The following is a 23,330-nucleotide window of genomic DNA, read 5'->3' as shown; positions in this document are numbered from 1 at the left end:
TTACGACTTCTCGGGATGCGCCAGTGCGTGCCGGCCAAAGTCCGGCACGTCGATATCCTGACCTGCCTCGATGATGGACCGCCGTATCGCACGCGTCCGCGTAAACATCTCAAAGAGCTTATCGCCATCGCCCCAGCGGATCGCGCGCTGAAGCGCGGAAAGATCTTCGGAAAAGCGTGCGAGCATCTCCAGAATGGCATCGCTATTGTGCAGACACACATCCCGCCACATGGTCGGGTCGGAGGCTGCAAGGCGCGTGAAGTCACGAAATCCGGAGGCCGAGTATTTGATGACTTCCGACTTGGTGACCGCTTCCAGGTCGTCCGCTGTGCCGACGATGTTGTAGGCGATGATGTGCGGCAGGTGCGAGACGATGGCAAGCACCATATCGTGATGCTGCGGGTCCATGCTGTCGACCATGGCACCACACCGCTCCCAGAACGCCGTCAGACGCGAGAGCGCATCGGAATCGGTATCGGGAAGCGGTGTCAGAATGCACCAGCGCCCTTCAAATAGGTCTGCGAAACCGGCATCAGGACCAGAATCTTCCGTACCCGCGATCGGGTGCCCGGGGATGAAGTGGACGTTGTCAGGCAGGTGCGGCTGCATCTGCGCAATCACCGACGCCTTGGTCGAGCCGACATCTGTGACAATCGCGCCCGGTTTCAACCCGGGCGCGATGGCTTCCGCCACCGCCCCGGAAGCCCCCACGGGGACCGAGACGATCACCAGATCGGCATCCTGCACTGCTTCGGCCGCACCCTGCTCATAGACATCGCCCAATCCCAGTTCGCGCGCTCTGGAGAGGGTCTTTTCGCTCCGGCTCGAAATCGCGACGGTTGATGCAAGACCGCCATGCCTGATGGCTCGCGCCAGCGAGGAACCGATCAGGCCGATGCCGACCAGCGCGATCTTTTCAAAAAGTGGGTCAGGCACAACTCAGCTTTCCATGAAATCCTTGAGCGCGGCAACAACGCCGCGATTGGCCTCTTCCGGGCCGACGGTCAGGCGCAATGCATTGGGGAAACCATAAGGCACCACCCTGCGCAGTATATAGCCGCGTGACCCAAGGAAAGCGTCCGCATCAGCCGCCGACTTGCCTCCATTGTCCGGGAAGTGAATCAGCAGAAAATTACCGACGCTGGGCGTGACCCTGAGACCAAGCTTGACGAGTTCGTCGACCAGCCAGGAACTCCACGTCTCATTGTGCGCAACGGCTCGCTCCACATGAGCTTTGTCGCGGATCGCCGCGGCACCTGCCTCGATGGCCAGCGCATTGACATTGAACGGACCGCGCACCCGGTTCACCGCATCCACCACATGCACCGGAGCATACATCCAGCCGATGCGCAGCGCCGCCATTCCATGGATCTTGGAAAAGGTACGCGTCATCACGACATTCTCGCAGGAAGAAACCAGCTCGATACCCGATTCATAGTCGTTGCGGCGCACATACTCGGCATAGGCCGCATCGAGCACCAGAAGAACATTCTTGGGCAGGCCCGCCTGTAGGCGGCGCACCTCGTCCACCGGCAGATACGTCCCGGTCGGGTTATTCGGATTGGCCAGGAACACAATGCGCGTCTTGTTCGTCACCGCCGCGAGAATGGCATCGACATCCGCGCGCTCATTGTCCTCCTTCACCACCACCGGCGTACCCCCGGCAGCCAGCGTCTGGATACGGTAGACAAGGAATCCGTGCTCGGTGAAAACCGCCTCGTCGCCGGGCTTGATATAGGTCTGTGCAAGCAGACCCAGCAACTCATCGGATCCGTTGGAACAAAGAATGTTGGCCGGGTTGAGCCCGTGCGTCTCCGCAATGGCGTCACGCAACTTCGTGGCAGATCCGTCCGGATAAAGTTCCAGATGCCCCATCGCTTTGGAAATCGCCTCGACAGCCGCGGGCGAGGGCCCGAGCGGAGATTCGTTTGAGGAGAGCTTCCACACCTTTGCTGCACCCGGGGCGCTTTCACGGCCGGGCACATAAGCGGCGATATCCATGACACCGGGCTTCGGTTCGGGACGGACGGACGTGCTCATTGAATGGTCCTGTTTTGAAAATCGGTTGATCGGATCCTCGACCCTTGCGTAGAAAATCCGTCCGTTGCTTTAGACCATGACGACGATTGACGCAAAGAAAACACCATCCTAAATAAAGGTCTCTCTTCGTGGTGATTTGGCCGGTCGGCTTGCAGCCACGTAAAACAATTCGCTAAAAGGCCGTGCGAAGCAGAATTTGCTGAGACCGGTCGCGATTTCGCCACCGGTCTTTTTTGTTGGAGCAAAACGATGCCGATCAAAATACCCGACCAGCTTCCCGCCCGCGACGTGCTCGTGCGTGAAGGTGTGTCCGTGATGGACGAGCAGACAGCCCTGCGGCAGGATGTCCGCCCTCTGCAGATCGGGCTCCTCAATCTCATGCCCAACAAAATCCGGACCGAAACCCAGTTCGCCCGTCTGATTGGCGCCTCACCTCTGCAGGTGGAGCTGACCCTCGTGCGCATCGGCAACCACCGCGCCAAGAACACACCGGAGGAACACCTCATTTCCTTCTACCAGACCTGGGAGGAAGTCCGGGACCGCAAGTTCGACGGTTTCATCATAACCGGTGCGCCCATTGAACTTCTGCCTTTCGAGGAAGTTACCTACTGGAAAGAGCTGGAAGAAATACTGGACTGGACGCTGACCAACGTCCATTCCTCCTTTTACATCTGCTGGGGAGCCATGGCGGCTGCCTGGCATTTCCACCGCATTCCAAAATACACGCTTGAGAAGAAGGCTTTCGGTGTCTTCCGGCACCGCAACAACGCCCCCGCGTCGCCGTTTCTGGCCGGTTTCTCAGACGATTTCGCCATCCCGGTATCACGGTGGACAGAAGTCCGCTCTTCAGACATTCCCACCGACCGTGGCCTTCAGGTGCTCATGGAATCGGATGTCACCGGTCCCTGTCTCCTGACAGAAGAAACCGGCAATCGGCTCTATATGTTCAATCACATCGAATACGATTCCACCTCGCTCAAGGAGGAATACGACCGCGATGTTGCAGCAGGAACCGAGGTTGCGGTCCCGCACGGTTATTACCCTGATGACGATCCAAGCCGCCCGCCGCTCAACCGCTGGCGCTCGCACGCGCACCTGCTCTTCGGAAACTGGATCAATCAGGTCTACCAGTCGACGCCTTATGAGCTTGAACAGATCGGTCAGCGCTGACCTCATCACGCGATAAGGCGCTGCTTGCCGGTCTTCGGTTGGCTTGCATGCCCACAGCGAGATCTATCGCATAGGAACCAAGGAGGGATTTAACAATTCCTGCTTGCACTCCCTTGCGACCTAAAGTGATTTCTGAGATACCTTAAATCATTGTATTTTAGTTATAATTTATCATATTCTCATAGGAAGCTATGAATGACGCGCAACTTTATCTCGGCTTCGGTTCTCATATTTTCTACTTTAACGGGAAATTCATTCGCCGCGGACGGAAGGCTGCAGGATGCCCAGGTGGTGTTATCAGATAGCGGCGACATCACCTTCATTGGAGGCGTGGGGTACACCTTTCTCCAGGCTGAAGAGATCGTTTACGATACTGCTGGAAACCGCATCAGCGCGCTTTATTGGGAAAGCGAAGCTCCCGTCATAACGGGCACTTTAGAAGCGCGGTTCGCCGGACCCTGGACGTTGAAAGCAAGCGCAACAGTGGGATTCTCCGGAGATAGCCGGATGGAGGACTACGACTGGCTCGATGCAGCACCCAGCTACACCTTCAATGACTGGAGTGACCGTTCGATCCATCCCCAAACCGAGCTGGACCATTATTTCACAGGCGACATCGCATTCGGACGGGATTTCGAGATTAGGGATACAGTAATCCTCAACCTGCATGGCGGCTTTAAATACACGGATGTCAAATGGACTTCGTATGGTGGTTCGTATGTTTACAGCGAAGCGGGCTTTCGCGACGACATAGGAAGTTTTCCCGACAATGTGCGTGGCATCTCTTATCAGCAACAGTTTCCGGGTGTTTTCCTCGGAGCGGAAGCCACCACTAGACACAATGGCTGGACCCTTGCGCTGCAGGCTCGTGGCGGCCTCAATTTCGAAGTCAGGGACGAGGATCACCACTGGCAGCGCGACCTGCGTTTCCGTGAGGATTTCGGCATGCTGCCGTTTGTTTCCCTATCCGGGCGGATGGAGTACAGCCTCACCGAAAATACCAATCTGTTTCTCGCCGGAACTTTCGAGCAACACTTCAGCAAAATCGGCGACGGGCGGATTTACGAAATCGCTTCCGGCGCACCAGTCGAGGCATTTCAGGATGGTGCAGGTCTTGAATTCCGTTCCGTCACGCTCTCTGGTGGTTTCAGGGTCGAATTCTGAAACCTTCCAGGTCAGGCGCAGTTCGCCACTCTTATGATGAGGTCAGAATATCGCTTGCTTTATGGCCAGGATCGACCCCGTCGACCAGCAAAACGTTGCCGTCCGAATGGTCACTGCGCAAGCGCTTGATGGCCTGATAGGCTGACGATGCATACCAGTCGTCGGCGTTCTGACGACTGGGGAAGGCGATCACGATCAGGTCGCCCTCCCAGTTTCCTTCCTTCACGTCCGGCGGCGCACCGTGGACGATGAAATGCCCGCCGAACGGCTCCAGCGTTTCATCGATACGTTCCAGATACTCGACAATGGCCGAGCCGATGACGACATTGCGAAGATGACCGATTGCGTAGGCTTGCATTGGGCGACACCCTTCTCTCAAACACTGTTCGAGAGCACATTGGAGTGCCTTCCGAATGAAACCAATTACCCCCGGGGTAAACGTTATCCTCGAAGGAGTTTCTCGGCATCGCGGGCCAATTTGACGGTCAGTTCGCCAGCCGGTATCGGAGCGGCCAGAGCGGCCGCCTGTCCCGCCCAGAGCGGTGAAAAATCACTCACGCCCGCCTTCTCGGCAGCAGCGCGCAATGGACCCACCGCTGCTGTGGCCAGAGGGAATGCCGGAGCCTTGTCACTCATGGGTCCCACTTCGCTGACGAAGCGGTTCAGCAGACCCCGGGCCGGACGCCCCGTGAATACATTGGTAAGAACGGTGCGATCATCCCGTGCCAGCGCCAGCGCATCCCGATGCCCCTGACTGGTAAGCGCCTCCGGCGATTGCAGATAGGCCGTCCCCACCTGAACGGCAGACGCGCCAAGCACGAAGCAGGCGGCCACCGCCCGACCATCGGAAATGCCCCCGGCAGCGATGACCGGAACAGAGACCGCATCGACCACCTGCGGTACCAGAGCCAGTGTTCCCGGCTGCGTGGCGATATCCGGTTCAAGAAAAACGCCTCTGTGGCCTCCGGCTTCCACGCCTTGGGCGATGATGGCATCGCAGCCGTTCTCCTCTAGAAACCGCGCCTCGGCGACAGTCGTGGCAGAAGCGATTATCTTCGCTCCCGCATCGCGCACACGCTGCATCAAGAGAGCGTCTGGCAGGCCGAAATGAAAGCTTACCACCTCTGGACGAAACTCTTCAACGATGGCGCAGCTTTCCTCGTTAAAGGGATTTCGGCCCGCACCGGCAGGCGCGGCGTCGGGATCTATGCCGAATTCGGAATAGTACGGCCGCAGGCATTCGCGCCAAGCCGCTTCGCGCTTTGCATCAGGCGTTGGCGGCACATGGCAAAAGAAATTCATGTTGACCGGCCTGTCTGTACGCTGCCGGATAACCCCCATTTCGGTGCGGATCTTTTCCGGCGTCAGCATTGCGCAGGGCAAAGCGCCAAGCCCGCCCGCCGCACTCACCGCGATGGCGAGTTCCGACCCGGCGGATCCCGCCATCGGCGCAAGAAGAACAGGTAGCTCAATACCGAACAATTCGGAGATCCGGGTATTCATCGCCATCAATCAGCACTCCCTTTCCTGATTACGCCGGATCGCGCCGACACGCGTGGCACCCTGCGGTGAAAGAACCGGAACAAAAACGCGGCGCGATGCGCGGGCTGTCACTGGCAGGCCCTGATAGAGGCGTTTTTCAGCCTCCACCACAAGAACACCGGCAAAAATCGGCCAGAAGCGTCGTCCCGCCTGTTCCAGCAATTGATGAAGCCGCAGCACAAAACGACGCTCGGAGGGGGGAAAATGCAGGGCATCGCCCCAGGCCGTCGCAGTAAAATTTGCTTCGCGCAGCGCCTCCGCAAGCTGTGTGCGCGAATAAGGCCGCCCGGTGCCAAAGGGGGTGTTCTCGAACCGGGCCCACATGCCTCGCCTATTGGGCACCGCGATGACGAGGCGGCCACCCGGCGCCAGAACCCGCCAGATTTCCAGGAGCGCCTGTTGCGGATTTTCCGTGTGCTCCAGCGCATGAATCATGAGAACCCGGTCTACCGAGGAGTCAGGCAGCGGCAGTTCCTCCTCGAACACCAGCGCGGTGGTTGAGGGTTGCCCCACGGGCCACGGAACTGCCCCCTGCATGGCCGGCATGAACGCGAATGCGCGCTCAGCATCTGCACCGAAGCGGTCGAGCCAGGGCAATGTGTAGCCAAGGCCCACCAGCCGTTCACTGGCGCTCTTTGACCAGATCGACGAGAGCGCCATGGCGAGAGAACGCTCGGCCAGACGACCAAGCAGGGAAGAGTAGAAGGCGCGAAGCGCGACGATGTCCGAAATCATGGTTGCGACGGTACCCCCCTTCCACGACACCGGCAAGAATTGTCGCACCCGGCGTGACAAGCCGGCGCCCTCGCCCTATCGTCCGCCCGATAACGGAGAGACCCATGGCCCTCGAAATTGAACAGTTCATGTGCCGAAGCGATAATTTCGGCATTCTGGCCCATGACAGCGAAACTGGCGAAACAGCCCTGATCGATGCGCCGGAAGAACGCGCTATCCTTTCGGCCGTTGAACGCACGGGCTGGCGGCCGACTATGATTCTCACCACGCATCATCACCCGGATCACGTGGAAGCAAACCTCGCCCTGAAAGAGCGCTTTGGCCTGACCATCACGGGCCCCGCTGCAGAAGCCGACCGCATACCCGGCATAGATCGCGCTGTCAGCGAAGGCGACACGATTTCTATCGGAAAACAGAGCGCCACGGTGATCGAGACCCCCGGGCACACGGCAGGCCATGTGAGCTACCATTTCTCCGATGCCGGCATCGTGTTCACCGCCGATACGCTATTTGCGCTCGGTTGCGGTCGCCTTTTCGAGTGCAAGCCGCCCGTGATGCTGGCCTCACTCCGAAAGCTGGCCGCACTTCCATTGGAAACGGTCGTCTATTGCGGCCATGAATACACTGAAACCAATGCCCGCTTCGCATTGACGGTGGATCCGACCAACTCCGCGCTCAGGGAACGCGCGAAGGAAATCTCGCGTCTTCGCAGCGAAGGCCGGCCTACCCTGCCCACGACCATTGGCAAGGAGATGGCGACAAACCCCTTCCTGCGCTGGCACGACCCGATCATCCGCCGCAATCTCGGCATGGAGGATGCAAGCGACGAAGCAGTCTTTGCCGAGATCAGGAAGCGCAAGGATATTTCCTGATATTACGATGCCGCACCGGCTTGCTGCCGGCGCGGCTTCAGGATCATGTTCTTTGCAGCAAGGGCGGCACCGAACGTGATCAGAAGGCAGGCGGCGATGATGTTTGCCGTTGACTCTGCAGCGCCTGCAGCAATCAGGATCAGCGTCGAAAGAAGCGGGGCGGCATAGCTTGCCGCGCCCAACACCTGAATGTTGCCGCGTTTGACCCCGTAATCCCATGCATAGAACGCTGCCCCCACCGGCATGAGACCTAGGCCAAGCACGTTTAGCCACTCCCCGGCTGAAGCCGGCCAGATGGTCTCCTCCAGCCCGAGATGGCAGAGCGCTGAAAGCACAGCCGTTGCCGCGCAGAACCACGTGACAATGCTGGTTGGCACGGCGTCAAACCGGCGCGAGAGAAGCGAATAGCCAGACCAGAAAAGAGCACAGGCCCCCGCTGCCGCATAACCAAGCGCATAGCGGCTTTCAAAGCTGAACCCACCGCCCTTGGTGATGATAAGCGCCGTACCCGCAAGCCCCAGAAGCGCGCCCGCGATATGATGCCAGCCAAGCCGTTCACCCGGCATCAACGCCGAGCCAAGCACGATCAGCAATGGCCATAGATAGGCGATCAGGCTCGCCTCCACCGCCGGCGCGTTACGCAGCGCCGTGAAGTAGAAGAAGTGATAGCCGAAAAGCCCCGCGATACCGATGAGCCACACCACCGGCGGCACAGGTTCTGCAGGTCCGTCCGACGGAGCAGCGACCCGCATCACAAGGCCAATCAGTGTGGCCACCGAAAAGGACAGTGCGGAAAGAAGGAATGGAGGAACCTTTCCCGTACCAGCCGTGAAAAGCGCCAGAAGCGCCCACATGACGACCGCCGTGAACCCGATCAGCGTGGCACGCGCCAATTGCTCCTCCCCTTGATGACTGTTCTAGTCGACTGGCCGGCCCTGAATATGAACCGTGCCAATCTTGGTTGCGATCTGCGCCTGAACGGGCGTGTGATGACCACGCGAGCCAAGCGGTTTGAAAGAAACCAGTATACGAGCCTTGTCGCGCAGGAAAGCGATTGTGGACCGCCCCTTCCGGTAGCCGGAAATCGGAATGAAACGCGCCTTGCAGGTGATCAGGTCGCGTCCGACACGCTCACCCTTGGCGGCAGGTGAAAAGACGATGTCAGCGCGCATTTCACCATCAAAAACCTTGAAACGGCGTTTGCAGACGTCTGAGCCGCTTTTCGCTGGAGAGAGCAGTGCCGAGAGCGGGTCGAGCGCATCCGTAAGATCCTCCTTCGAAACGGCGACCCAGTCATTGCCGCGCTTCTTGGGCTTCGGCGTTATCACCGTCTTCACGACCTGCCCCTTCTTGTATTGGATCGAAGTCGTCTCCCGCTTCTTCCCGCTCGTATAGGCGAGTTCGTAGAAAGAAGGTACGACGGACTGCCTGGAAAGCCGCCCTTTTGACGTGACACGCCCATCGGTCCGGTCAAACAGCCGGGCCACACCCGCGCTTGCAAAACGCCCCGAGACCTCGAAACGGTTCTCTTCAAGCCTGCTTGTGAAATCAGCCCTGCCGATGGGAATGCCGAACAGCGATGCGCTGTATTGAAAGCGGTGCGTTTCCCCGCCCTCAGCACCGGCGTTTCCGGTTGTGCCCAGAAGAAAGATCACCAGAAAAATTCGAACAATAGCAGGCCGCATCACGAGCCGTGCCCTCCAGCATGCCGACAAGCCGGCGCGTCCCTCCACTTGCGTAAAGAAGAATAATAAGGCAAATCTTTGGAAAAGGGCCATGGAGATTGACCCAACCGCGTCGCAGGGTGCTTGACCCACACGCCAAATATCTCTATGGAACGGCAACTTTTTCCATAAGGCCGCCAACAATCGACAGTGCGCCGCCAGTTTCAGGTGCGCAGTTGGGTATGGACGGGCCAAGACGATGAAGGTTTGAGAAATGTCCCGCGCCTGCGAACTGACCGGCAAAGCCGTAATGACCGGCAACAATGTGAGCCACGCGAACAACAAGACGCGTCGTCGCTTTCTTCCCAACCTGTGCCATGTGACGCTTCAGTCCGAGGCTCTTGGCCAGAACGTGCGCCTGCGCGTTTCCGCCAATGCCCTGCGCACAGTGGAGCATCGCGGCGGTCTCGACGCGTTTCTCGTGAAAGCGAAGGCCAACGAGCTTTCCCAGCGCGCCCGTCTGCTCAAGAAGCAGGTCGAGAAGAAGATCGCCGAGCAGGCCGCAGCCTGAGGCCACGGCCGCAGCATGGCTGCGGCTCGGCAAAAAATTCATTGGCCCGCCGTGGCCGCGCAGATCATGAATGGGCTTCTGCCCGAGTGAAAAGCGCCGTTGGCGGGCTTTCTGGTTCCATCACCCAGGATAAAAAAATGCATCGTCTCTATGCGATCTGGCCATTCATGGCCGCCATGGCGTTCATCGTCACCGCCTCGAATTTTCTCGTCCAGTATCCATTTCAGCATTTTGGTCTCGGCGATCTGCTCACCTGGGGCGCGTTCACCTATCCGGTGGCGTTTCTGATCAACGACCTGACGAATCGCCGTTTCGGCCCTGCCGCCGCGCGGCGCGTGGTTCTGTCCGGCTTCCTGCTTGCGGTGGTGCTTTCGATCTGGCTTGCGAGCCCGCGCATCGCCATCGCCTCGGGTGCTGCCTTTCTCTTTGCACAATTGCTCGATGTGGCCGTCTTCGACAGGCTTCGCGGGAGCGCCTGGTGGCGCGCACCGCTGATCTCCACGCTTCTCGGCTCCATGCTCGACACTGTGTTGTTTTTCTCGCTGGCATTTGCCGCGCGCTTCGCGTTTCTCGACACGGCATTTGGCCTTGAGGATGGATCTCTTGCCTTCCCCGTCTCGCTGTTCGGCACAGGCATTGAAGCACCGCTCTGGCTATCACTGGCACTTGGCGACTTCACGGTGAAGATCCTGATCGGGGTTGCGATGCTCGCGCCCTATGGTGCGCTTCTGACCATGCTGCGCCCCGGACCGGCCGTTAGCCGGCCGTAGAGCAATTTGTAGTCAGGAGGAATCACCTGACGTGCGCAAGAATGCGGAAAAACTGATAGATAGAACCGAGCAGCGTTTCCGTGAAACGATGAACCGCTCTAGCACCTAACCCTCGGCAAGTTTCGCCAGGAGGCGCAGGAAAGTTGCCGTCTCGCGCGGCGTAAGGGGTGCGAGCGTTTCCTCGCTCACCTCGAGTGCCTCGGGGAGCAGCGCTTCGATCAGCGTCCTGCCCTCCTCGCTCAGGCTCACCACAAGCCGCCTACGGTCGCGCCCATGCGGTTTGAGCACAACCAGATCACGCGCCTTCAAACGGTCGATGACCCCCTTGATGGTGGCGGCATCCATCGCCACCAGCTGGCCAAGCTGGTTCTGCGAGGTGGCGCCCACCTCGTAAAGCTTGGCCAGAGCCGCGAATTGCGGCGGCGTCAACTCGCTTATGCGCGAAGCGAAGATCGACAGATGGCGCTGGTTGGCCTTGCGCAGGATAAAGCCGACCTGCTCGCTCAGATCATAGGCATCGGCGGACTTTCCGCCGGCCAGAACCCTGAGCTTGCCCTGTTCCACACTCATCTGAGGCCGTCCTCACCTTTCACGTCTTGCGCTTTCAAGCCACCCATGCGCGCATGGATACGCGGACCACACGCCATGGCAAGCACAAACAGTATCTCGTCCGGACGAGGGCCGTCTGCCAACCCCACTTCCATCGCATCGAAGTGGCTGCGCACATAGGCAGCATTGATATGCCCGAGCGGAATGTCTATGCGCGCACCGAAAGCCCCGACTTTTTTCGACGAAGGCACAATCGCCTTTGAATCACCAAGCCGTTCGCGCATCGCGTAGCCGCCAGGAACATGCCAGAGGGCGCCATGTTCAAGCTCCCCATCGGTGCCGACGATCGCCCCCTTGCCGAAACCATCGATCACCGAAGCATCCCCCCCGAGCGCGGCGATCAGCCGGTCTGTCATATCGAGGCCGAGAGGTTTCAGATCCTCCATCGCGCTTTCAAGCTCTTCGGCATATCCGCCTGCAAAAGGGTTCCTGACCAGCGCAAGAGCCGCCGCCCGTCGGCGGGGCTCGGCGGGCGCCGGGCCGCCCTCGTGAAAAATTTCTTCGGTGACAAGCGCAATTTTGCGCAGGGTGAATTCAGGCATGGATGAAACCTTTTTGTACGTCAGAATTAGCAGGGGCGGTCGAATGCGCTGGCATCTCCAGCGTGATTGAACCGCATTCTCGGGCTTTCCCCCTCAGGAACAGAGCCGCCGCCTCAATAAGGCCACGCTCACGCATGGCCAGCGCGGTGACAAGCCCGTTGTCGAGGGCAAGCGTAATATCGGCGCAGGAAAGCGCCCCCACCGCCAGTGTCACCAGGCGATTGCGCAGATCGCTGTCCGGGTCAATGTCGTTTGCAGGGGCACGCTTCACGGCCGGATGTCCCGGCAGATCGATGGCATTGGCGATCAGTGTCGCCGCCACATCAGCCGCCGCCGCCGAGCGGGCAACAACCGTCACGGCATCCGCAATCCCGAGCGAATGGCTTCTGCCGCGCCAGCCGCTGGTTGCAATTCCACGGACCGGATCGCTGGCGCGCACCGCGATGCGATCAGCCATTCCATGGCCGGTGCCTGCTATCGCTATGTCCAGCCTCTCACCCTCAGCCAGGTAAAGCGCAACATCACCGCCATTGTTCACATAAGCCCGTGCCAGCGCCCGGTCTTTCACAAGTGCCGCCATCACTTCATCGGCGACACTGCCGGCCACAGCGGCCATCGGCGTAACGAAAGCGGGCACATGCGCATGCGCCGCCCTTTCCATACGCTGCGCGGTGGAGCCGCAAAAGCGGCGGAGCCTCGCACCAGCCGGACTGCGCAGGGCCGGTAGTTCCGCCACCAGTTCGTCAAGGATCGTCTCGAAGCGCGCAACCGCCTGTCGGTAGGCCAAAAGCCGCTCCTGTTCGTCGCCAAAGGCCTCGACGATCAGATCGATGGGCCCGTGGTTCAAATGCAGGCGGCGTCCATCGGCAAGCCAGCTGGCGGTTGGACCGCTCATCGTTTCGGTTCCCGGCGCAATTGCTGAAGCGGTGGCCAGGGATTGGAAACCACAGCCCCCCGCGCCTCACGCGGGTTGAAATATTCGCCACCCTTTTCCAGCACGTCCTCTACGCTGCGGATTTCATCTGCATAGCCACCAAGGCGAATATAATCCTCCCGCCTGAGCGTGAATTCTATGGGCGCGACCAGCGCCGGCGTCGGCACATAGCCAAAGGCATTTTCCGGCGTGCGCATCACATCCACCATGATGGTGATGCCGCCACCCGGCCACACATAAACCGGCGCTCCACCAACCGTGACATAGGTTTTGAGGCCCTGAACGGAGCGCGTCAGATTGACCGGGTTCTCCGTCACGCCGGCGCGCAGGCTGCCACCTGCTCCACCCATGAAAAGCACGGTGCACAGTGCCGGCTCGCAATTCTGCTCGATCAGGTCGACCGACTTGCGCAGCCGCTCCGGAAAGGGCTTCTTGACCGGCTGAAGCGCCTCATCAAGTTCATAATAGGCAAACTGCTCGCCTGTGGTCGAAACCATCAGCAGGGAGAGCCCCGGCCGCGCGCCCTTCTTCTCATTGAAGGGTCCCAGAATATCGAGCGGGTCGTCAATGGTCGTCCCGCCCCATCCGAGCCCCGGCTCTGACACCTTGAAATAACGCCCCGGCGTGGAACGGCGGCCGATGATCTTGATGCCGGTATCCTCCCAGCCGATCACCTTGCCCGCCTGATGCTCGGAGACGACACCGGTAATGTGGTCATCGACCACGACGACCTCGTCCACGAGCCCCTTCCACTGGGTAGCGAACATGCCGATGGTGGCCGAGCCGCAGCCCACCCGCATGCGTTCTTCACGCGTTCCGTCGATCACCGGCGGCTGACCGGCCTGCACGATGACGCTCGCGCCCCCGTCAATGGTCAGCTCCACCGGCTTCTTGTTGCACAGGTCGAGCATCGCCTGGCAGGTAACGCGACCCTCCGCCTTCGATCCGCCGGTCAGGTGATGAACCCCGCCGAGCGAGAGCATCTGGCTGCCATATTCGGCGGTGGTGACATGGCCCACCGCCTCGCCATTCGCCCGCACCGTGGCCGCTTCGGGCCCCAGATGCCGGTCCGTATCGATCTTCACCTTCACCCCGCAATAGGAAAAGATGCCCTCCGTCACCACGGTGACGAGGTCGACACCCTCCACCTCCTGCGAAACGATGAAGGGGGCAGGCTTGTAATCCGGATAGGTGGTGCCCGCGCCCACCGCGCTCACGAAGCGGCGCTTCGTGTTGACCAATTCGCCATCCCACGGCACTTCGCCTTCAAAGGGGACGACGGCATCCCCCACCTCGGCGGCATGTTCAAGGATCATCACCGGATCACATCGGGTAATGCGCCCGTCGAAATTGCCATAGCGATCACACGCACCCGTGCGCCCCTCGGCGATATAGCACATCACCGGGCAGGCATCGCAGCGCAGCTTTTCGTCCGAAGGCTTCTTCGGCGGCGTGACCTCAAAACGCTCGGTGAGTTCGTTCATCACCCGTTCTCCCGTGCCCGGATCGCCGCCAGAATGCGGCTCGGCGTAGCCGGCACTTTCGTAACTTCTACTCCCACCGCATGGCGGATCGCATTGAGGATCGCCGGCGCGGTGGGGATCAGCACATGCTCGCCCAGCCCCTTGGCGCCAAAAGGCCCTTCCGGGTCCGGCACTTCCACCAGAATCGTTTCGATCGGCGGCACATCGCCAATGGTGGGGATCAGATAATCATGCAGGTTTTCAGTGCGCCCCGGTACGTATTCCTCCATCAGCGCAAGGCCAATGCCCTGGGCTATACCGCCCTCGATCTGGCCTTCCACCAGAAGCGGGTTGATCGCACGGCCCACATCATGCGCCGCGGTGATCTTCAGGAGCCGCACCGTGCCAAGCGTGGGGTCGACCTCCAGCTCGACAAGCTGCGCACCATAACCGTAGACCGCATAGGGAACACCCTGCCCCTTCTCGTCCAGCGCGGTCGTGGGCGGATCGTAGGTCTCTTCCGCCGAAAACGCATAGCCATGCGCGTCGGCCTCAATATCGGAAAGCGCCACGCGCCGGCGCTCCGTCCCCTCGCTGATCACCAGCGCGCCATCCTCCAGCGCGATAGCCGCCCCCTCTGACACATTGGCAAAGCGCAGGATTTTCTCACGCAGGGCACGCCCCGCCTTTTCGGCAGCCTTGCCCGTCACATAGGTCTGGCGCGAGGCGGATGTCTTCCCGGCATCCGGCGTGACAACCGTATCACCGCCCACAAGCTGAAACGCCGAGAGCGGCAGACCGCTTGCATCGGCGCAGATCTGCGTCACCACCGTGTTCGATCCTTGCCCGATATCCACCGCGCCCTGATGCAGCATCACCGCACCGGAAGCCGTGATCCCCACGCGAATGGTTGAAGGGTTCGGCAGCGCGGTGTTGCCGCAGCCATACCAGCACGACGCGACACCGATGCCCCGCCGCACCCTGCCCTCTCGCGCATTGGCTTTCTCTGCCTCGCCTTGCGCCCGCGCCCAGTGCGGTTTCAGCGCCTCGAGACACTGGCGAATACCGACGCCAGAAAGAACCTGTCCGCAGGTGGTGCGATCCCCATCGGCAAGCGCATTCTCGATGCGGAATTCCAGCCGGTCGCGTCCCAGCTTTTCCGCCAGCCGGTCATAGAGCGTTTCCTGCATGATCGTCGCCTGCGGCACACCGAACCCGCGAAACGCGCCCGAAATCGGACCATTGGTGTGGATGGCCCGCCCCGTGGCGCGATAATTCGGCGTGCGATAGGGCCCCGACGCGTGAACAGGAACGCGGTTTGCAACCGTCGGCCCCCAGCTTGCATAGGCCCCGGTGTTGAAATCCCCTTCAAACACCATGCCGGTAACGCGCCCTGCCTCATCCGCCGCAATCGAAGCGCGCATCGTTGCCGGGTGCCGCTTGGTGGTGGAGCGCATGGAATCGCCCCGCGTATAGACAATCGCCGCCGGTCTCCCGGTCTTGAGCGCCACCAGCCCCACCAGCGGCTGCAAGGAGACGTCAAGCTTGGAACCGAAACCGCCGCCCGTCGCCAACGGCACGATGCGCACCTTCTCCGGCGGCAGACCGAGCACCTTGGCCGTGTCGTCGCGATCCATATAGGGCGCCTGCGTGCAGGCCTTGATGACCAGCATGTCGCCATCCATCATCGCATAGCCCGCTTCCGGTTCGATATAAGCGTGCTCCACATAGGAGGTCTCTATCTCTCCCGAAACAGAGACAAAGGCTTTGGAAAGCGCGCCTTCCGGGTCGCCGCATTCCACGAACCCTCGCGTCAGCTCATTGCCCGTCCGCCCCTCATGCAGATCCGCAAAGCCTTCCCGCCGGGCCTCATCGGGCGTCAGCGCATGGGGCAGCTCCTGCCAGCGGATCGGGAAGGCATCCATATCAAGTGCCTCGACTGCATCGCGCGCGCCTGCAATCAGCGCCACCGCCTCGCCGCGAAACCGCGCCCGGCCCTCGGCCAGCGCCGGTTGATCGGCGAAAGGCGGGATGACGCCAAACCGGTTTTCGCCAGGGATGTCGGCTGCCGTGAAAACCGCGACAATGCCCGGATGCGCGGCGATGAACGCCTCCGTGTCGCCGATTTCGAAATCGGCGTGCCAATGAGGCGACCGCACAACCGCGACCGACAGCGCATCGGCAGGTCGCTCATCCGCGCCGAAAATCTCCGTTCCATTAACCTTGCGCTCGCCATCGAGCCTGATCGGCGAGGCACCAACCGCATGACCCTGCTCCACCATGCTGGCATCGACACCCACGGAGCGGTTGGCATTCATCACCGCCTCGATGATCTTGCGATAGCCGGTGCAACGGCAAAGAACCCCGCCCAGCGCATCCTGCACCTCGGTCTCAGACGGTGTCGGGTTCTGCTCCAGAAGTGCCGCCGCGCTCACCAGAACGCCCGGCGTGCAAATCCCGCACTGGGCCGCCCCGTGGCGCAGGAAGGATTCCTGGAGTGCCGAGAGGCTGCCATTTGAAAGCCCCTCCACCGTGCGCACGCTTTTGCCCGAAAGACCGGCTGCCGGCACGAGGCAGGCACAAACCACAGCGCCATCCACCATCACCGAACACGCCCCGCAATCACCGGCGTCACAGCCGACCTTGGTGCCGGTCAGGCCCAGTTCGTCACGCAACACCGAAGAAAGCCGCTGCAACGGAGAGACCTCGGTCACGATCGACTTGCCATTGACTTCCAGAGATAAGGAAAGGCTTTTCCCGCTCATGCCGCCACCTCGCTGCGCCCTGCGCCCTGCCACGCCTGCTCAAGCGCACGGATCACGATCTCCCGCGCCGCCTCGCGCCGATAGGCAGCGGTACCACGCACATCGTCGATGGGGGAAAGCTCCGGAAATGCGTAGTCCATCACGGTCCGGCGCAGCTCCGGCCTCTCGACGCCTTCAAGCCGCGCTTCCAGCCCCGAAAGGCGCTGCGCCACGGCAGAGCATGAACCGACACTGATGGCGGCTTTCGCTATCCGCCCTCCCTCAGGCACAACCCGAGCAGCGGCCATGGCGATGGAAATCACAAGATAGCGCCGCGCGCCCAGCTTGACGAAGCCGGAGGCACCGCGCGTCGCTGCCTTGGGCACTCGGATAGCGGTGAGAAGTTCATCATCCGCCCGCGCGGTCTTGCGATTGCCGAGAATAAAGGCCGATAGCGGCAGATGGCGCGCACCTTTTGCCGATCGCAATTCCACCTCTGCATCCAGAGCCAGAAGCGGCGGAACGCCATCTGCCGCCGGTGAGGCGTTGCACAGGTTTCCGGCGACCGTCGCCGTGTTCTGGATCTGCACCGAGCCAACCTCCCGTGCCGCCTGTTTGAGCATGTCGAAGGCGGGCGGCAGCGCCGCACCGATCACCGCACTCCAGCTCGTCCGTGCGCCTATGACGAAATGCGTCTCTGTCTCTTCAATACCGCTCAACGCGGATAACCCGTTGATGTCGAGCACGTCGCTTCTCAGCGGGGCCGCGCCAAGAGCGGGATAAAAATCCGTACCCCCGGCAAGAATGCTCCAGCGCTTCGTGCATAAGAGCCCGAGCGCCTCCTCCAGTTCGGTCGGTCTGGCATAGTCCATGCTGCGCCTGCCTGCCACTTGCGATGTTGTTCCCAGGCCCTTCTTGATGCTCTGACGGCGGGGCCCAAATTTGTTTGTATACGAATGATACGCTCCTCAGCACGCTTGTCAAAGGGGAACATTCGGTCCACCTTCGCGGCGATTTCATGCGAGAGGGAGACAGGGCATGGCCGACGAGGCACTGATCGTGATTGATGTGCAGAATGACTTCTGCCCCGGGGGAGCGCTGGCCGTTGAAGACGGCGACGCGGTGGTTCCGGTCATCAACCGGCTGATCGGGCGCTTTGATCATGTTATGCTTACTCAGGACTGGCACCCTGCCGGCCATTCCAGCTTCGCCTCCTCGCATCAGGGCAAGGCCCCGTTCGAGACGGTCGAAATGCCCTATGGCACGCAGACCCTTTGGCCCGATCACTGCGTACAGGGCACGAGGGGCGCTGCGTTCCACGAAGGGCTGGCATGGGACAAGGCAGAGCTTGTCATCCGCAAGGGGTTCCGCAGCGCGATCGACAGCTATTCGGCCTTTTTCGAAAACGATCACGAAACGCCGACCGGTCTCTCAGGCTATCTGCGCGAACGCGGCATCACCAGAGTGACGCTTGCCGGCCTCGCAACGGATTTTTGCGTTGCCTATTCAGCCATCGATGCGCGCCGGCAGGGTTTTGAGGCCACCGTCATCATGGAAGGCTGCCGCGCCATCGACCTCGGCGGCTCATTGGCAGCGATGACTGCGAAGATGAAAGAGGCCGGTGTGACGCTGGTGTGAGTGATGGGGGCAGGAGCCAGGCGCCAACGTCCCGCGTCACCCCACGCCCACATAACGGTGCACCATCTCGGGATCATCCCGCAGCCGCTCAACATCCACCGTCTCGCGGTTGCGACCGTTCTCGATAAACGCGACCCGATCCGCCACCGGCAGCACCGCATCCACCCGCTGCTCAACGAGAATGGTGGAGACCCCGCGCTCGCGCAGCCCTGCCACCGTTTCACGGATGCGCGCGATCATGGAGGGCATCAGCCCCTCCGTCGGCTCATCCAGAAGCAGCACCTGCGGCTCCAGACACAGCGCCCGCGCCATGGCCAGCATCTGCTGCTCGCCGCCGGAAAGCGTGCCGGAGCGCTGCTTCAGGCGCTCGCGCAACACAGGGAAGAGATCGAGCACACTGTCGCGCGTGGCAGCGCCCTTGCCGCGCGTCATCAGACCGATCTCGATGTTCTCGCCCACCGTCAGTTCGGAAAACAGCCGCCGCCCCTGCGGCACATAGGCGACACCAGCCTTCGGCACCTCGTGGGGGGCAAGACTGTTCAACTCCACATCGCCAAGCAGAATGCGCCCGGCGGTTGCCGGCACCAGTCCCATGATCGTTTTTAGCGCGGTCGTCTTGCCCGCACCGTTGCGGCCAAGCAGGCAAAGCACCTCGCCCTGCCGCAGTTCCAGATCGAAGCCGCGCAGCACCTGCACATGGCCATAGGCGCTGTCGACATGTTCCATTGTCAGGGCAGCCGTCATCTCAACCTCCGAGATAGGCCTGCTGGACGGCCTGGTTTGCGCGGATCTCGGCAGGTGCACCCTGCGCAAGAATACGTCCCTGTTCCATCACCGTGATGCGCTCGGCAAGCGCCATGACCACATCCATATTGTGTTCGATCAGAAGCACCGTCGCCTCCTCGCCGATCTGGCGCACCAGCGCGATGAAATTCTCGATCTCGCTGTCAGACAGACCCTGCGTCGGCTCATCAAGGATGAGAAGACGCGGCCTGAGCGCCAGTCCCATTGCCACTTCGAGAAGCCTCTGGTGGCCATAGGAAAGATTGCCGGCCACCTTGTCGGCATATTCCCCAAGCCCGACCTTCTGAAGCGCGTCCATGCCGTGCTCGGTCAGCGCGCGTGAGGAAAGCCCCCTCTCATGATCGTCGATCAATTGCCGCTGCACCGCCAGCGCCACATTGTCGAAGGCCGTCAGATTGGCAAACACGCTTGTGATCTGAAACGTGTAGGCGATGCCCGCCCGCACCCGCTTGTGAGCGGGCATAAGCGAAATATCCTGTCCGTCGAAGATGACGCGTCCATCGGTCGGCGCAACACGCCCGCAGATCAGGCTCACAAAGGTCGTCTTGCCAGCCCCGTTCGGCCCGATGATCGCATGGGTCTCGCCTTCCGGCAGCGAGAAATCCATGCCATCGACCGCACGCAGCCCGCCGAAGGAGCGGCCAAGCTCATGGGTCTCAAGAAGCGGCTTCACGGCAGCCATGGCAACCACCTTTCACGCACCGTACCGATGATGCCTTTGGGGAAAAACAGGATGACGCCGATCAGCACCAGACCGACCACCATGAGATGTGCCGTCGTGTAGCTCGAAGCTGTGTCGATGACATAGAACATGAACAGCGTGCCGATCAGAGGCCCGAGCGTCGTCGCCGCCCCACCGACCAGCACCCACAGCAGCGGCAGGATGGAATACTGGATCGCCGCAAAGCCGGACCCGACATAGCCGAAGAGCACCGCATAGGCCGCACCCGATGCAGCGCAGAAAAGCCCCGAAAGCACCACCGCCATCAGCTTGTTGACGAAAACGTCATAGCCCAGCATGCGCATGCGCTCCTCGTTCTCGCGAATGGCGATCAGCGAGCGGCCATAGGGTGCGCGCACCAGAAACAGGATCGCAGCCAGAACGATCGCGAACAGCGAAAGCGCCACAAGGTAGCGCGTCGACGGATCCGAGAGATCAAGCACCCCGCCGGGAAAGCCCAGAACCCGCATTTCCTGCGGCAGAACAAGCCCTTCCTCGCCGCGCGTATAGGTCGTGAAATAGAGGGTCATCAGGTAGAAGACCTGCGCGAACATCAGCGTCACGATCATGAACGCCACGCCCGTGGTGCGCAGCGCCAGAAACCCGACTACGAGGGCCACCACCACGCCGGCGACGAGCCCCGCACCAAATGCCGGCCACACGCTCCATTCCAGATGATAAATGGTCAACCCGGCTCCATAGAGCCCGGCTGCAAAGAACATCGCGTGGCCAAGGCTGAGCAGGCCCGTATAGCCAAAGGCCAGATTGTAGCCCATGGCGAAGACGGCCAGCACCAGCACACGCGCGAACACGCCACGATGATATTCCGGCAAGAGGAAGTTGAGTGCCAGTAGAAGCACAACCACGCCGATGTGCAAGGCAATGGATTTTGTCGAAGGGGTCAGTCTGGTCATCGTGCCGCGGCTCCGAACAGGCCCTGCGGGCGGAACACCAGGATCATCGCAACAGCCAGCGTCGCCAGCATCTTGGCGAGTGTCGGCGAGAAGAACATCGAGATGATGCCATCCGACAGGCCGATCAGCACCGCCGCCAAAACCGTACCGCGCAGCGAGCCAAGCCCGCCGATGATCACGACAATGAAGGACAGAAGCAGCGGATCGTGTCCCATGAGATAATGCGCCTGCTGGATCGGCACGATCAGAACGGCGGCAACGGCCGCCAGCCCCGCCCCCAGCGCGAAAACGCCGGCATAGACGCGCCCGACCGGAATGCCGAAGGCCTGTGCTGTCTCCCGGTCGAACTGGGTGGCGCGCATGACGAGGCCGATCTTCGTACGCGTCAGCACAAACCACGTCGCCAGCATCATGATGATTGAAAACCCGATCACGGCCAGCTTGTAGGCAGAATAGCCGAACCATGGCAGTTGCATGCGATAGTGGAATGGAGCCTCCACCGGTCGCGCCTCGGGCCCGTAAAACGTCAGTGCCAGCTGCTGGATGATGTAGAGCAGGCCAATCGTGGCAACGATCGTTGCCTCCGGCTCATACTTCAGCCGGCTCAAAACCAGCCGCTCGGCAACAAAGGCGATGGCGGCGACGACGAGCGGGCTCAGCACCAGCGCCATCATGAAACCGATTGCCGGATGCCCGCCGAACAGCGAGGCAACCCACCAGGCGAGCACCGCGCCCAGCATGTAGAATTCGCCATGGGCGACGTTCACCACGCGCATGACACCGAAGACAAGCGAAAGGCCGAGCGCAATCAGCGACAGGACAGCCGCCGTCACCAGCCCTTCAAGCGTAGCGAGGAGAAAATACGGACCGAAGGCCATTCACAAGCGCACTTTCATGAGAGAAGCCGAAGGAAGTTCACCGGCGTCCCAGCCAACACGGAATGAAGGCCACAACGCTGACGCCCCCTCTCCCAGCAAACGGGGAGAGGGTGACGGTGAGGGGCGAACACCGCCCCGTGCAACATGTCAGAACGACATTGCCGTGTAATCGGCCTCGGGCTCGTACGCCCCATCCTCGATGGAGGTGCGATGCACCACTTCCAGCTTGCCGTCCTTCACCTGGCTGATGCTCTGTTCGCCAAAGACCTGATGGATCTTGCCATTGAACAGTTTCTTGCCCTGCGGGTGGTCCGGCCCGGCCTCCATCTCGGTCATCGCCTCGGTTGCCTCGATCATCGCGGCGCGGTCATCCGGCCCCTTGTAATCGCAGGCTTCCATCGAGGCCTTGATGATGTTGAGGGTCTCCCAGCAACCAAACATATGGGCCGCCGTGGAAACATCCTTTGCGTCGTTCACGCTGGCGCCATTCTCGTCGATGCCGACGGCCTCGCGGTAGGCGGTCACATAGTCCGGCTGGTCGGATTGCGCATAGCGCGGCATGCCTTCCCAGAAATGGCTGCCCTCGAGGAATTCCAGACCCGGGCTTGCGATATCGACGGCCTCGAGCGAATCGATGAAGCCGAAGAGCTGCGGCCCGCCGGAACCGAAAAATTCGCCCATCTCCTTCACGAAAGTCAGCACGGCCGGCCCCACCATCACATGGTAGATCACATCCGTGTCACGCGGGATCTGCGGGAAATAGCGGGTGAACGAGGTCTCTGTCGGCGGGATCGGCACCTTGGCAACCACCTGCCCGCCCTGCGCCTCGATGGCCGGGGTGAAGAAATCGCGGTGATCATGGCCAAACGCGTAGTCGGGATAGACCAGCGTGACTTTCTTGCCGAGATTGCCTGCAATCCACGGCGCCATGGAGCGCGCCTGCGCCTTCACATCGGTGATGCCCGGCTGCACGCAGTAGCGGTTCATCTTGCCCGAGGCCACGTGATAGCCCTCGCTCACCACGTAGTAGGGAATTTTCAGTTCGCCCGCAGCCGGTGCCGAGCCGACGACCACATGGGAAAACAGCGTGCCATAGACCAGGTCGACCTTGTGCTGATTGGCGAATTTCTCGACCACTTCCGCACCGCGCTTCGGGTCGGTGCCATCGTCCTCAATGATGATTTCAAGCGGACGTCCATTGATGCCGCCGGCATCGTTGATGCGCTTGGCGGCAGCCGTCGTCACGCGCTCATACCAACGGCCATAGGCCGCGCCGATGCCCGTGCGGTGGCACTGGAAACCGATCTTGATGGGCTCGGAAGACTGCGCCTGGCCATAGCGCACGAACCCCGGTGCGGCCACCAGACCCGCCGCAGCACCCAATCCCTTGAGCGCGGACCTGCGCGTCAGGCCACTGTTTAAATTGATAAGAGACTTGCGATTTTCACTCATGCCGGTTCCCCATTGTTGTGATCGTTTGACCGAGCATTTCCAACGGTTGGAAGCATTTTCCAGCGTCGGAAAAATCACTTGTGTACAAACTAAATCACCAAAC

24 protein-coding genes and 1 riboswitch are annotated in these 23,330 nt (G+C 61.0%); of the genes, 6 read left to right on the top strand and 18 right to left on the bottom strand.

Annotated elements, in window-relative coordinates:
• Entirely contained in the window at positions 1-936 is a 936-nt protein-coding gene (locus P2W41_RS04465; protein WP_404934415.1) for a prephenate/arogenate dehydrogenase family protein, read from the bottom strand.
• A gap of 3 nt (positions 937-939) precedes the next feature.
• A complete protein-coding gene (hisC, locus tag P2W41_RS04460; protein WP_404934414.1) occupies positions 940-2,040 on the bottom strand; it encodes a histidinol-phosphate transaminase in 1,101 nt (366 codons plus the stop codon).
• A 118-nt stretch (positions 2,041-2,158) separates the two neighbouring features.
• A riboswitch (SAM riboswitch) is annotated at positions 2,159-2,236 on the top strand.
• Positions 2,237-2,289: 53 nt separating this feature from the next.
• On the opposite strand from hisC, the gene metA reads away from it, so the two are divergent.
• Both metA and P2W41_RS04450 read left to right on the top strand, forming a co-directional pair.
• Positions 2,290-3,210 (top strand): homoserine O-succinyltransferase, encoded by a 921-nt coding sequence (metA, locus tag P2W41_RS04455; RefSeq protein ID WP_292897504.1) that lies wholly within the window; start codon positions 2,290-2,292, stop codon positions 3,208-3,210.
• A 195-nt stretch (positions 3,211-3,405) separates the two neighbouring features.
• Positions 3,406-4,374 (top strand): omptin family outer membrane protease, encoded by a 969-nt coding sequence (locus P2W41_RS04450; protein ID WP_404934413.1) that lies wholly within the window; start codon positions 3,406-3,408, stop codon positions 4,372-4,374.
• A gap of 31 nt (positions 4,375-4,405) precedes the next feature.
• Here P2W41_RS04450 and P2W41_RS04445 read toward each other — a convergent pair whose 3' ends face one another.
• From P2W41_RS04445 to P2W41_RS04435, 3 genes are all read right to left on the bottom strand, one after another.
• Complete coding sequence (locus tag P2W41_RS04445) at positions 4,406-4,732, bottom strand: DUF1330 domain-containing protein (protein WP_404934412.1); 327 nt, start codon at positions 4,730-4,732, stop codon at positions 4,406-4,408.
• 83 nt (positions 4,733-4,815) lie between these two features.
• On the bottom strand, positions 4,816-5,883 hold the full coding sequence (locus tag P2W41_RS04440) for an NAD(P)H-dependent flavin oxidoreductase (RefSeq protein WP_404934411.1): 1,068 nt from the start codon (positions 5,881-5,883) through the stop codon (positions 4,816-4,818).
• A gap of 3 nt (positions 5,884-5,886) precedes the next feature.
• Positions 5,887-6,651 carry a class I SAM-dependent methyltransferase gene (locus P2W41_RS04435; protein WP_292897512.1) on the bottom strand — a complete coding sequence of 255 codons (765 nt, stop codon included), beginning with the start codon at positions 6,649-6,651 and terminating at the stop codon, positions 5,887-5,889.
• Between the two features lie 104 nt (positions 6,652-6,755).
• Here P2W41_RS04435 and gloB point away from each other — a divergent pair, with 104 nt between their 5' ends.
• Entirely contained in the window at positions 6,756-7,523 is a 768-nt protein-coding gene (gloB, locus tag P2W41_RS04430) for a hydroxyacylglutathione hydrolase (protein ID WP_404934410.1), read from the top strand.
• Positions 7,524-7,525: 2 nt separating this feature from the next.
• Here the strand turns inward: gloB and P2W41_RS04425 are convergent, their stop codons facing one another.
• Together P2W41_RS04425 and P2W41_RS04420 are read right to left on the bottom strand one after the other, a co-directional pair.
• A complete protein-coding gene (locus P2W41_RS04425; protein WP_292897516.1) occupies positions 7,526-8,416 on the bottom strand; it encodes a DMT family transporter in 891 nt (296 codons plus the stop codon).
• Positions 8,417-8,440: 24 nt separating this feature from the next.
• Entirely contained in the window at positions 8,441-9,178 is a 738-nt protein-coding gene (locus P2W41_RS04420) for a DUF3108 domain-containing protein (RefSeq protein ID WP_404934409.1), read from the bottom strand.
• 283 nt (positions 9,179-9,461) lie between these two features.
• Between P2W41_RS04420 and rpmB the strand changes: the two genes are divergently transcribed.
• On the top strand, positions 9,462-9,758 hold the full coding sequence (rpmB, locus tag P2W41_RS04415; RefSeq protein ID WP_007010112.1) for a 50S ribosomal protein L28: 297 nt from the start codon (positions 9,462-9,464) through the stop codon (positions 9,756-9,758).
• A 137-nt stretch (positions 9,759-9,895) separates the two neighbouring features.
• A complete protein-coding gene (locus tag P2W41_RS04410; protein WP_404934408.1) occupies positions 9,896-10,528 on the top strand; it encodes a queuosine precursor transporter in 633 nt (210 codons plus the stop codon).
• A 105-nt stretch (positions 10,529-10,633) separates the two neighbouring features.
• Here P2W41_RS04410 and P2W41_RS04405 read toward each other — a convergent pair whose 3' ends face one another.
• From P2W41_RS04405 to P2W41_RS04380, 6 genes are read right to left on the bottom strand one after another with little or no spacing between them, the layout of a single operon-like run.
• On the bottom strand, positions 10,634-11,098 hold the full coding sequence (locus P2W41_RS04405) for a MarR family winged helix-turn-helix transcriptional regulator (protein WP_292897522.1): 465 nt from the start codon (positions 11,096-11,098) through the stop codon (positions 10,634-10,636).
• On the bottom strand, positions 11,095-11,679 hold the full coding sequence (locus P2W41_RS04400) for an amino acid synthesis family protein (RefSeq protein ID WP_292897524.1): 585 nt from the start codon (positions 11,677-11,679) through the stop codon (positions 11,095-11,097). The genes P2W41_RS04405 and P2W41_RS04400 overlap by 4 nt, the downstream gene beginning before the upstream one ends.
• Positions 11,672-12,574, bottom strand: coding sequence for a UPF0280 family protein (locus P2W41_RS04395; protein WP_404934407.1), 903 nt, complete (start codon positions 12,572-12,574; stop codon positions 11,672-11,674). The genes P2W41_RS04400 and P2W41_RS04395 overlap by 8 nt, the downstream gene beginning before the upstream one ends.
• Positions 12,571-14,097 carry a 6-hydroxynicotinate reductase gene (locus tag P2W41_RS04390; protein WP_292897528.1) on the bottom strand — a complete coding sequence of 509 codons (1,527 nt, stop codon included), beginning with the start codon at positions 14,095-14,097 and terminating at the stop codon, positions 12,571-12,573. The genes P2W41_RS04395 and P2W41_RS04390 overlap by 4 nt, the downstream gene beginning before the upstream one ends.
• On the bottom strand, positions 14,097-16,841 hold the full coding sequence (locus tag P2W41_RS04385) for a molybdopterin-dependent oxidoreductase (RefSeq protein WP_404934406.1): 2,745 nt from the start codon (positions 16,839-16,841) through the stop codon (positions 14,097-14,099). Before P2W41_RS04385 ends, P2W41_RS04390 begins: the two co-directional genes overlap by 1 nt.
• Positions 16,838-17,692, bottom strand: coding sequence for an FAD binding domain-containing protein (locus P2W41_RS04380; protein ID WP_404934405.1), 855 nt, complete (start codon positions 17,690-17,692; stop codon positions 16,838-16,840). Before P2W41_RS04380 ends, P2W41_RS04385 begins: the two co-directional genes overlap by 4 nt.
• A gap of 166 nt (positions 17,693-17,858) precedes the next feature.
• Here P2W41_RS04380 and pncA point away from each other — a divergent pair, with 166 nt between their 5' ends.
• A complete protein-coding gene (pncA, locus tag P2W41_RS04375) occupies positions 17,859-18,458 on the top strand; it encodes a bifunctional nicotinamidase/pyrazinamidase (protein ID WP_292897534.1) in 600 nt (199 codons plus the stop codon).
• 36 nt (positions 18,459-18,494) lie between these two features.
• On the opposite strand, the gene P2W41_RS04370 is transcribed toward pncA, so the two are convergent.
• The 5 genes from P2W41_RS04370 to P2W41_RS04350 all read right to left on the bottom strand — a co-directional run bounded on the left by P2W41_RS04370 (position 18,495) and on the right by P2W41_RS04350 (position 23,227).
• Complete coding sequence (locus P2W41_RS04370; protein ID WP_065818189.1) at positions 18,495-19,202, bottom strand: ABC transporter ATP-binding protein; 708 nt, start codon at positions 19,200-19,202, stop codon at positions 18,495-18,497.
• 1 nt (position 19,203) lies between these two features.
• Complete coding sequence (locus tag P2W41_RS04365) at positions 19,204-19,944, bottom strand: ABC transporter ATP-binding protein (RefSeq protein WP_404934404.1); 741 nt, start codon at positions 19,942-19,944, stop codon at positions 19,204-19,206.
• Positions 19,932-20,897, bottom strand: coding sequence for a branched-chain amino acid ABC transporter permease (locus P2W41_RS04360; protein ID WP_404934403.1), 966 nt, complete (start codon positions 20,895-20,897; stop codon positions 19,932-19,934). Before P2W41_RS04360 ends, P2W41_RS04365 begins: the two co-directional genes overlap by 13 nt.
• Complete coding sequence (locus P2W41_RS04355; RefSeq protein ID WP_404934402.1) at positions 20,894-21,775, bottom strand: branched-chain amino acid ABC transporter permease; 882 nt, start codon at positions 21,773-21,775, stop codon at positions 20,894-20,896. Before P2W41_RS04355 ends, P2W41_RS04360 begins: the two co-directional genes overlap by 4 nt.
• Before the next feature lie 147 nt (positions 21,776-21,922).
• Positions 21,923-23,227 carry an ABC transporter substrate-binding protein gene (locus P2W41_RS04350; protein WP_292897543.1) on the bottom strand — a complete coding sequence of 435 codons (1,305 nt, stop codon included), beginning with the start codon at positions 23,225-23,227 and terminating at the stop codon, positions 21,923-21,925.
• Between the last annotated feature and the right edge of the window lie 103 nt (positions 23,228-23,330).

Source organism: Nitratireductor sp. L15S-10, assembly GCF_045011005.1.
Taxonomy (GTDB): Bacteria; Pseudomonadota; Alphaproteobacteria; order Rhizobiales; family Rhizobiaceae; genus Nitratireductor.
This window is presented reverse-complemented; position numbering and strand designations above follow the sequence as displayed.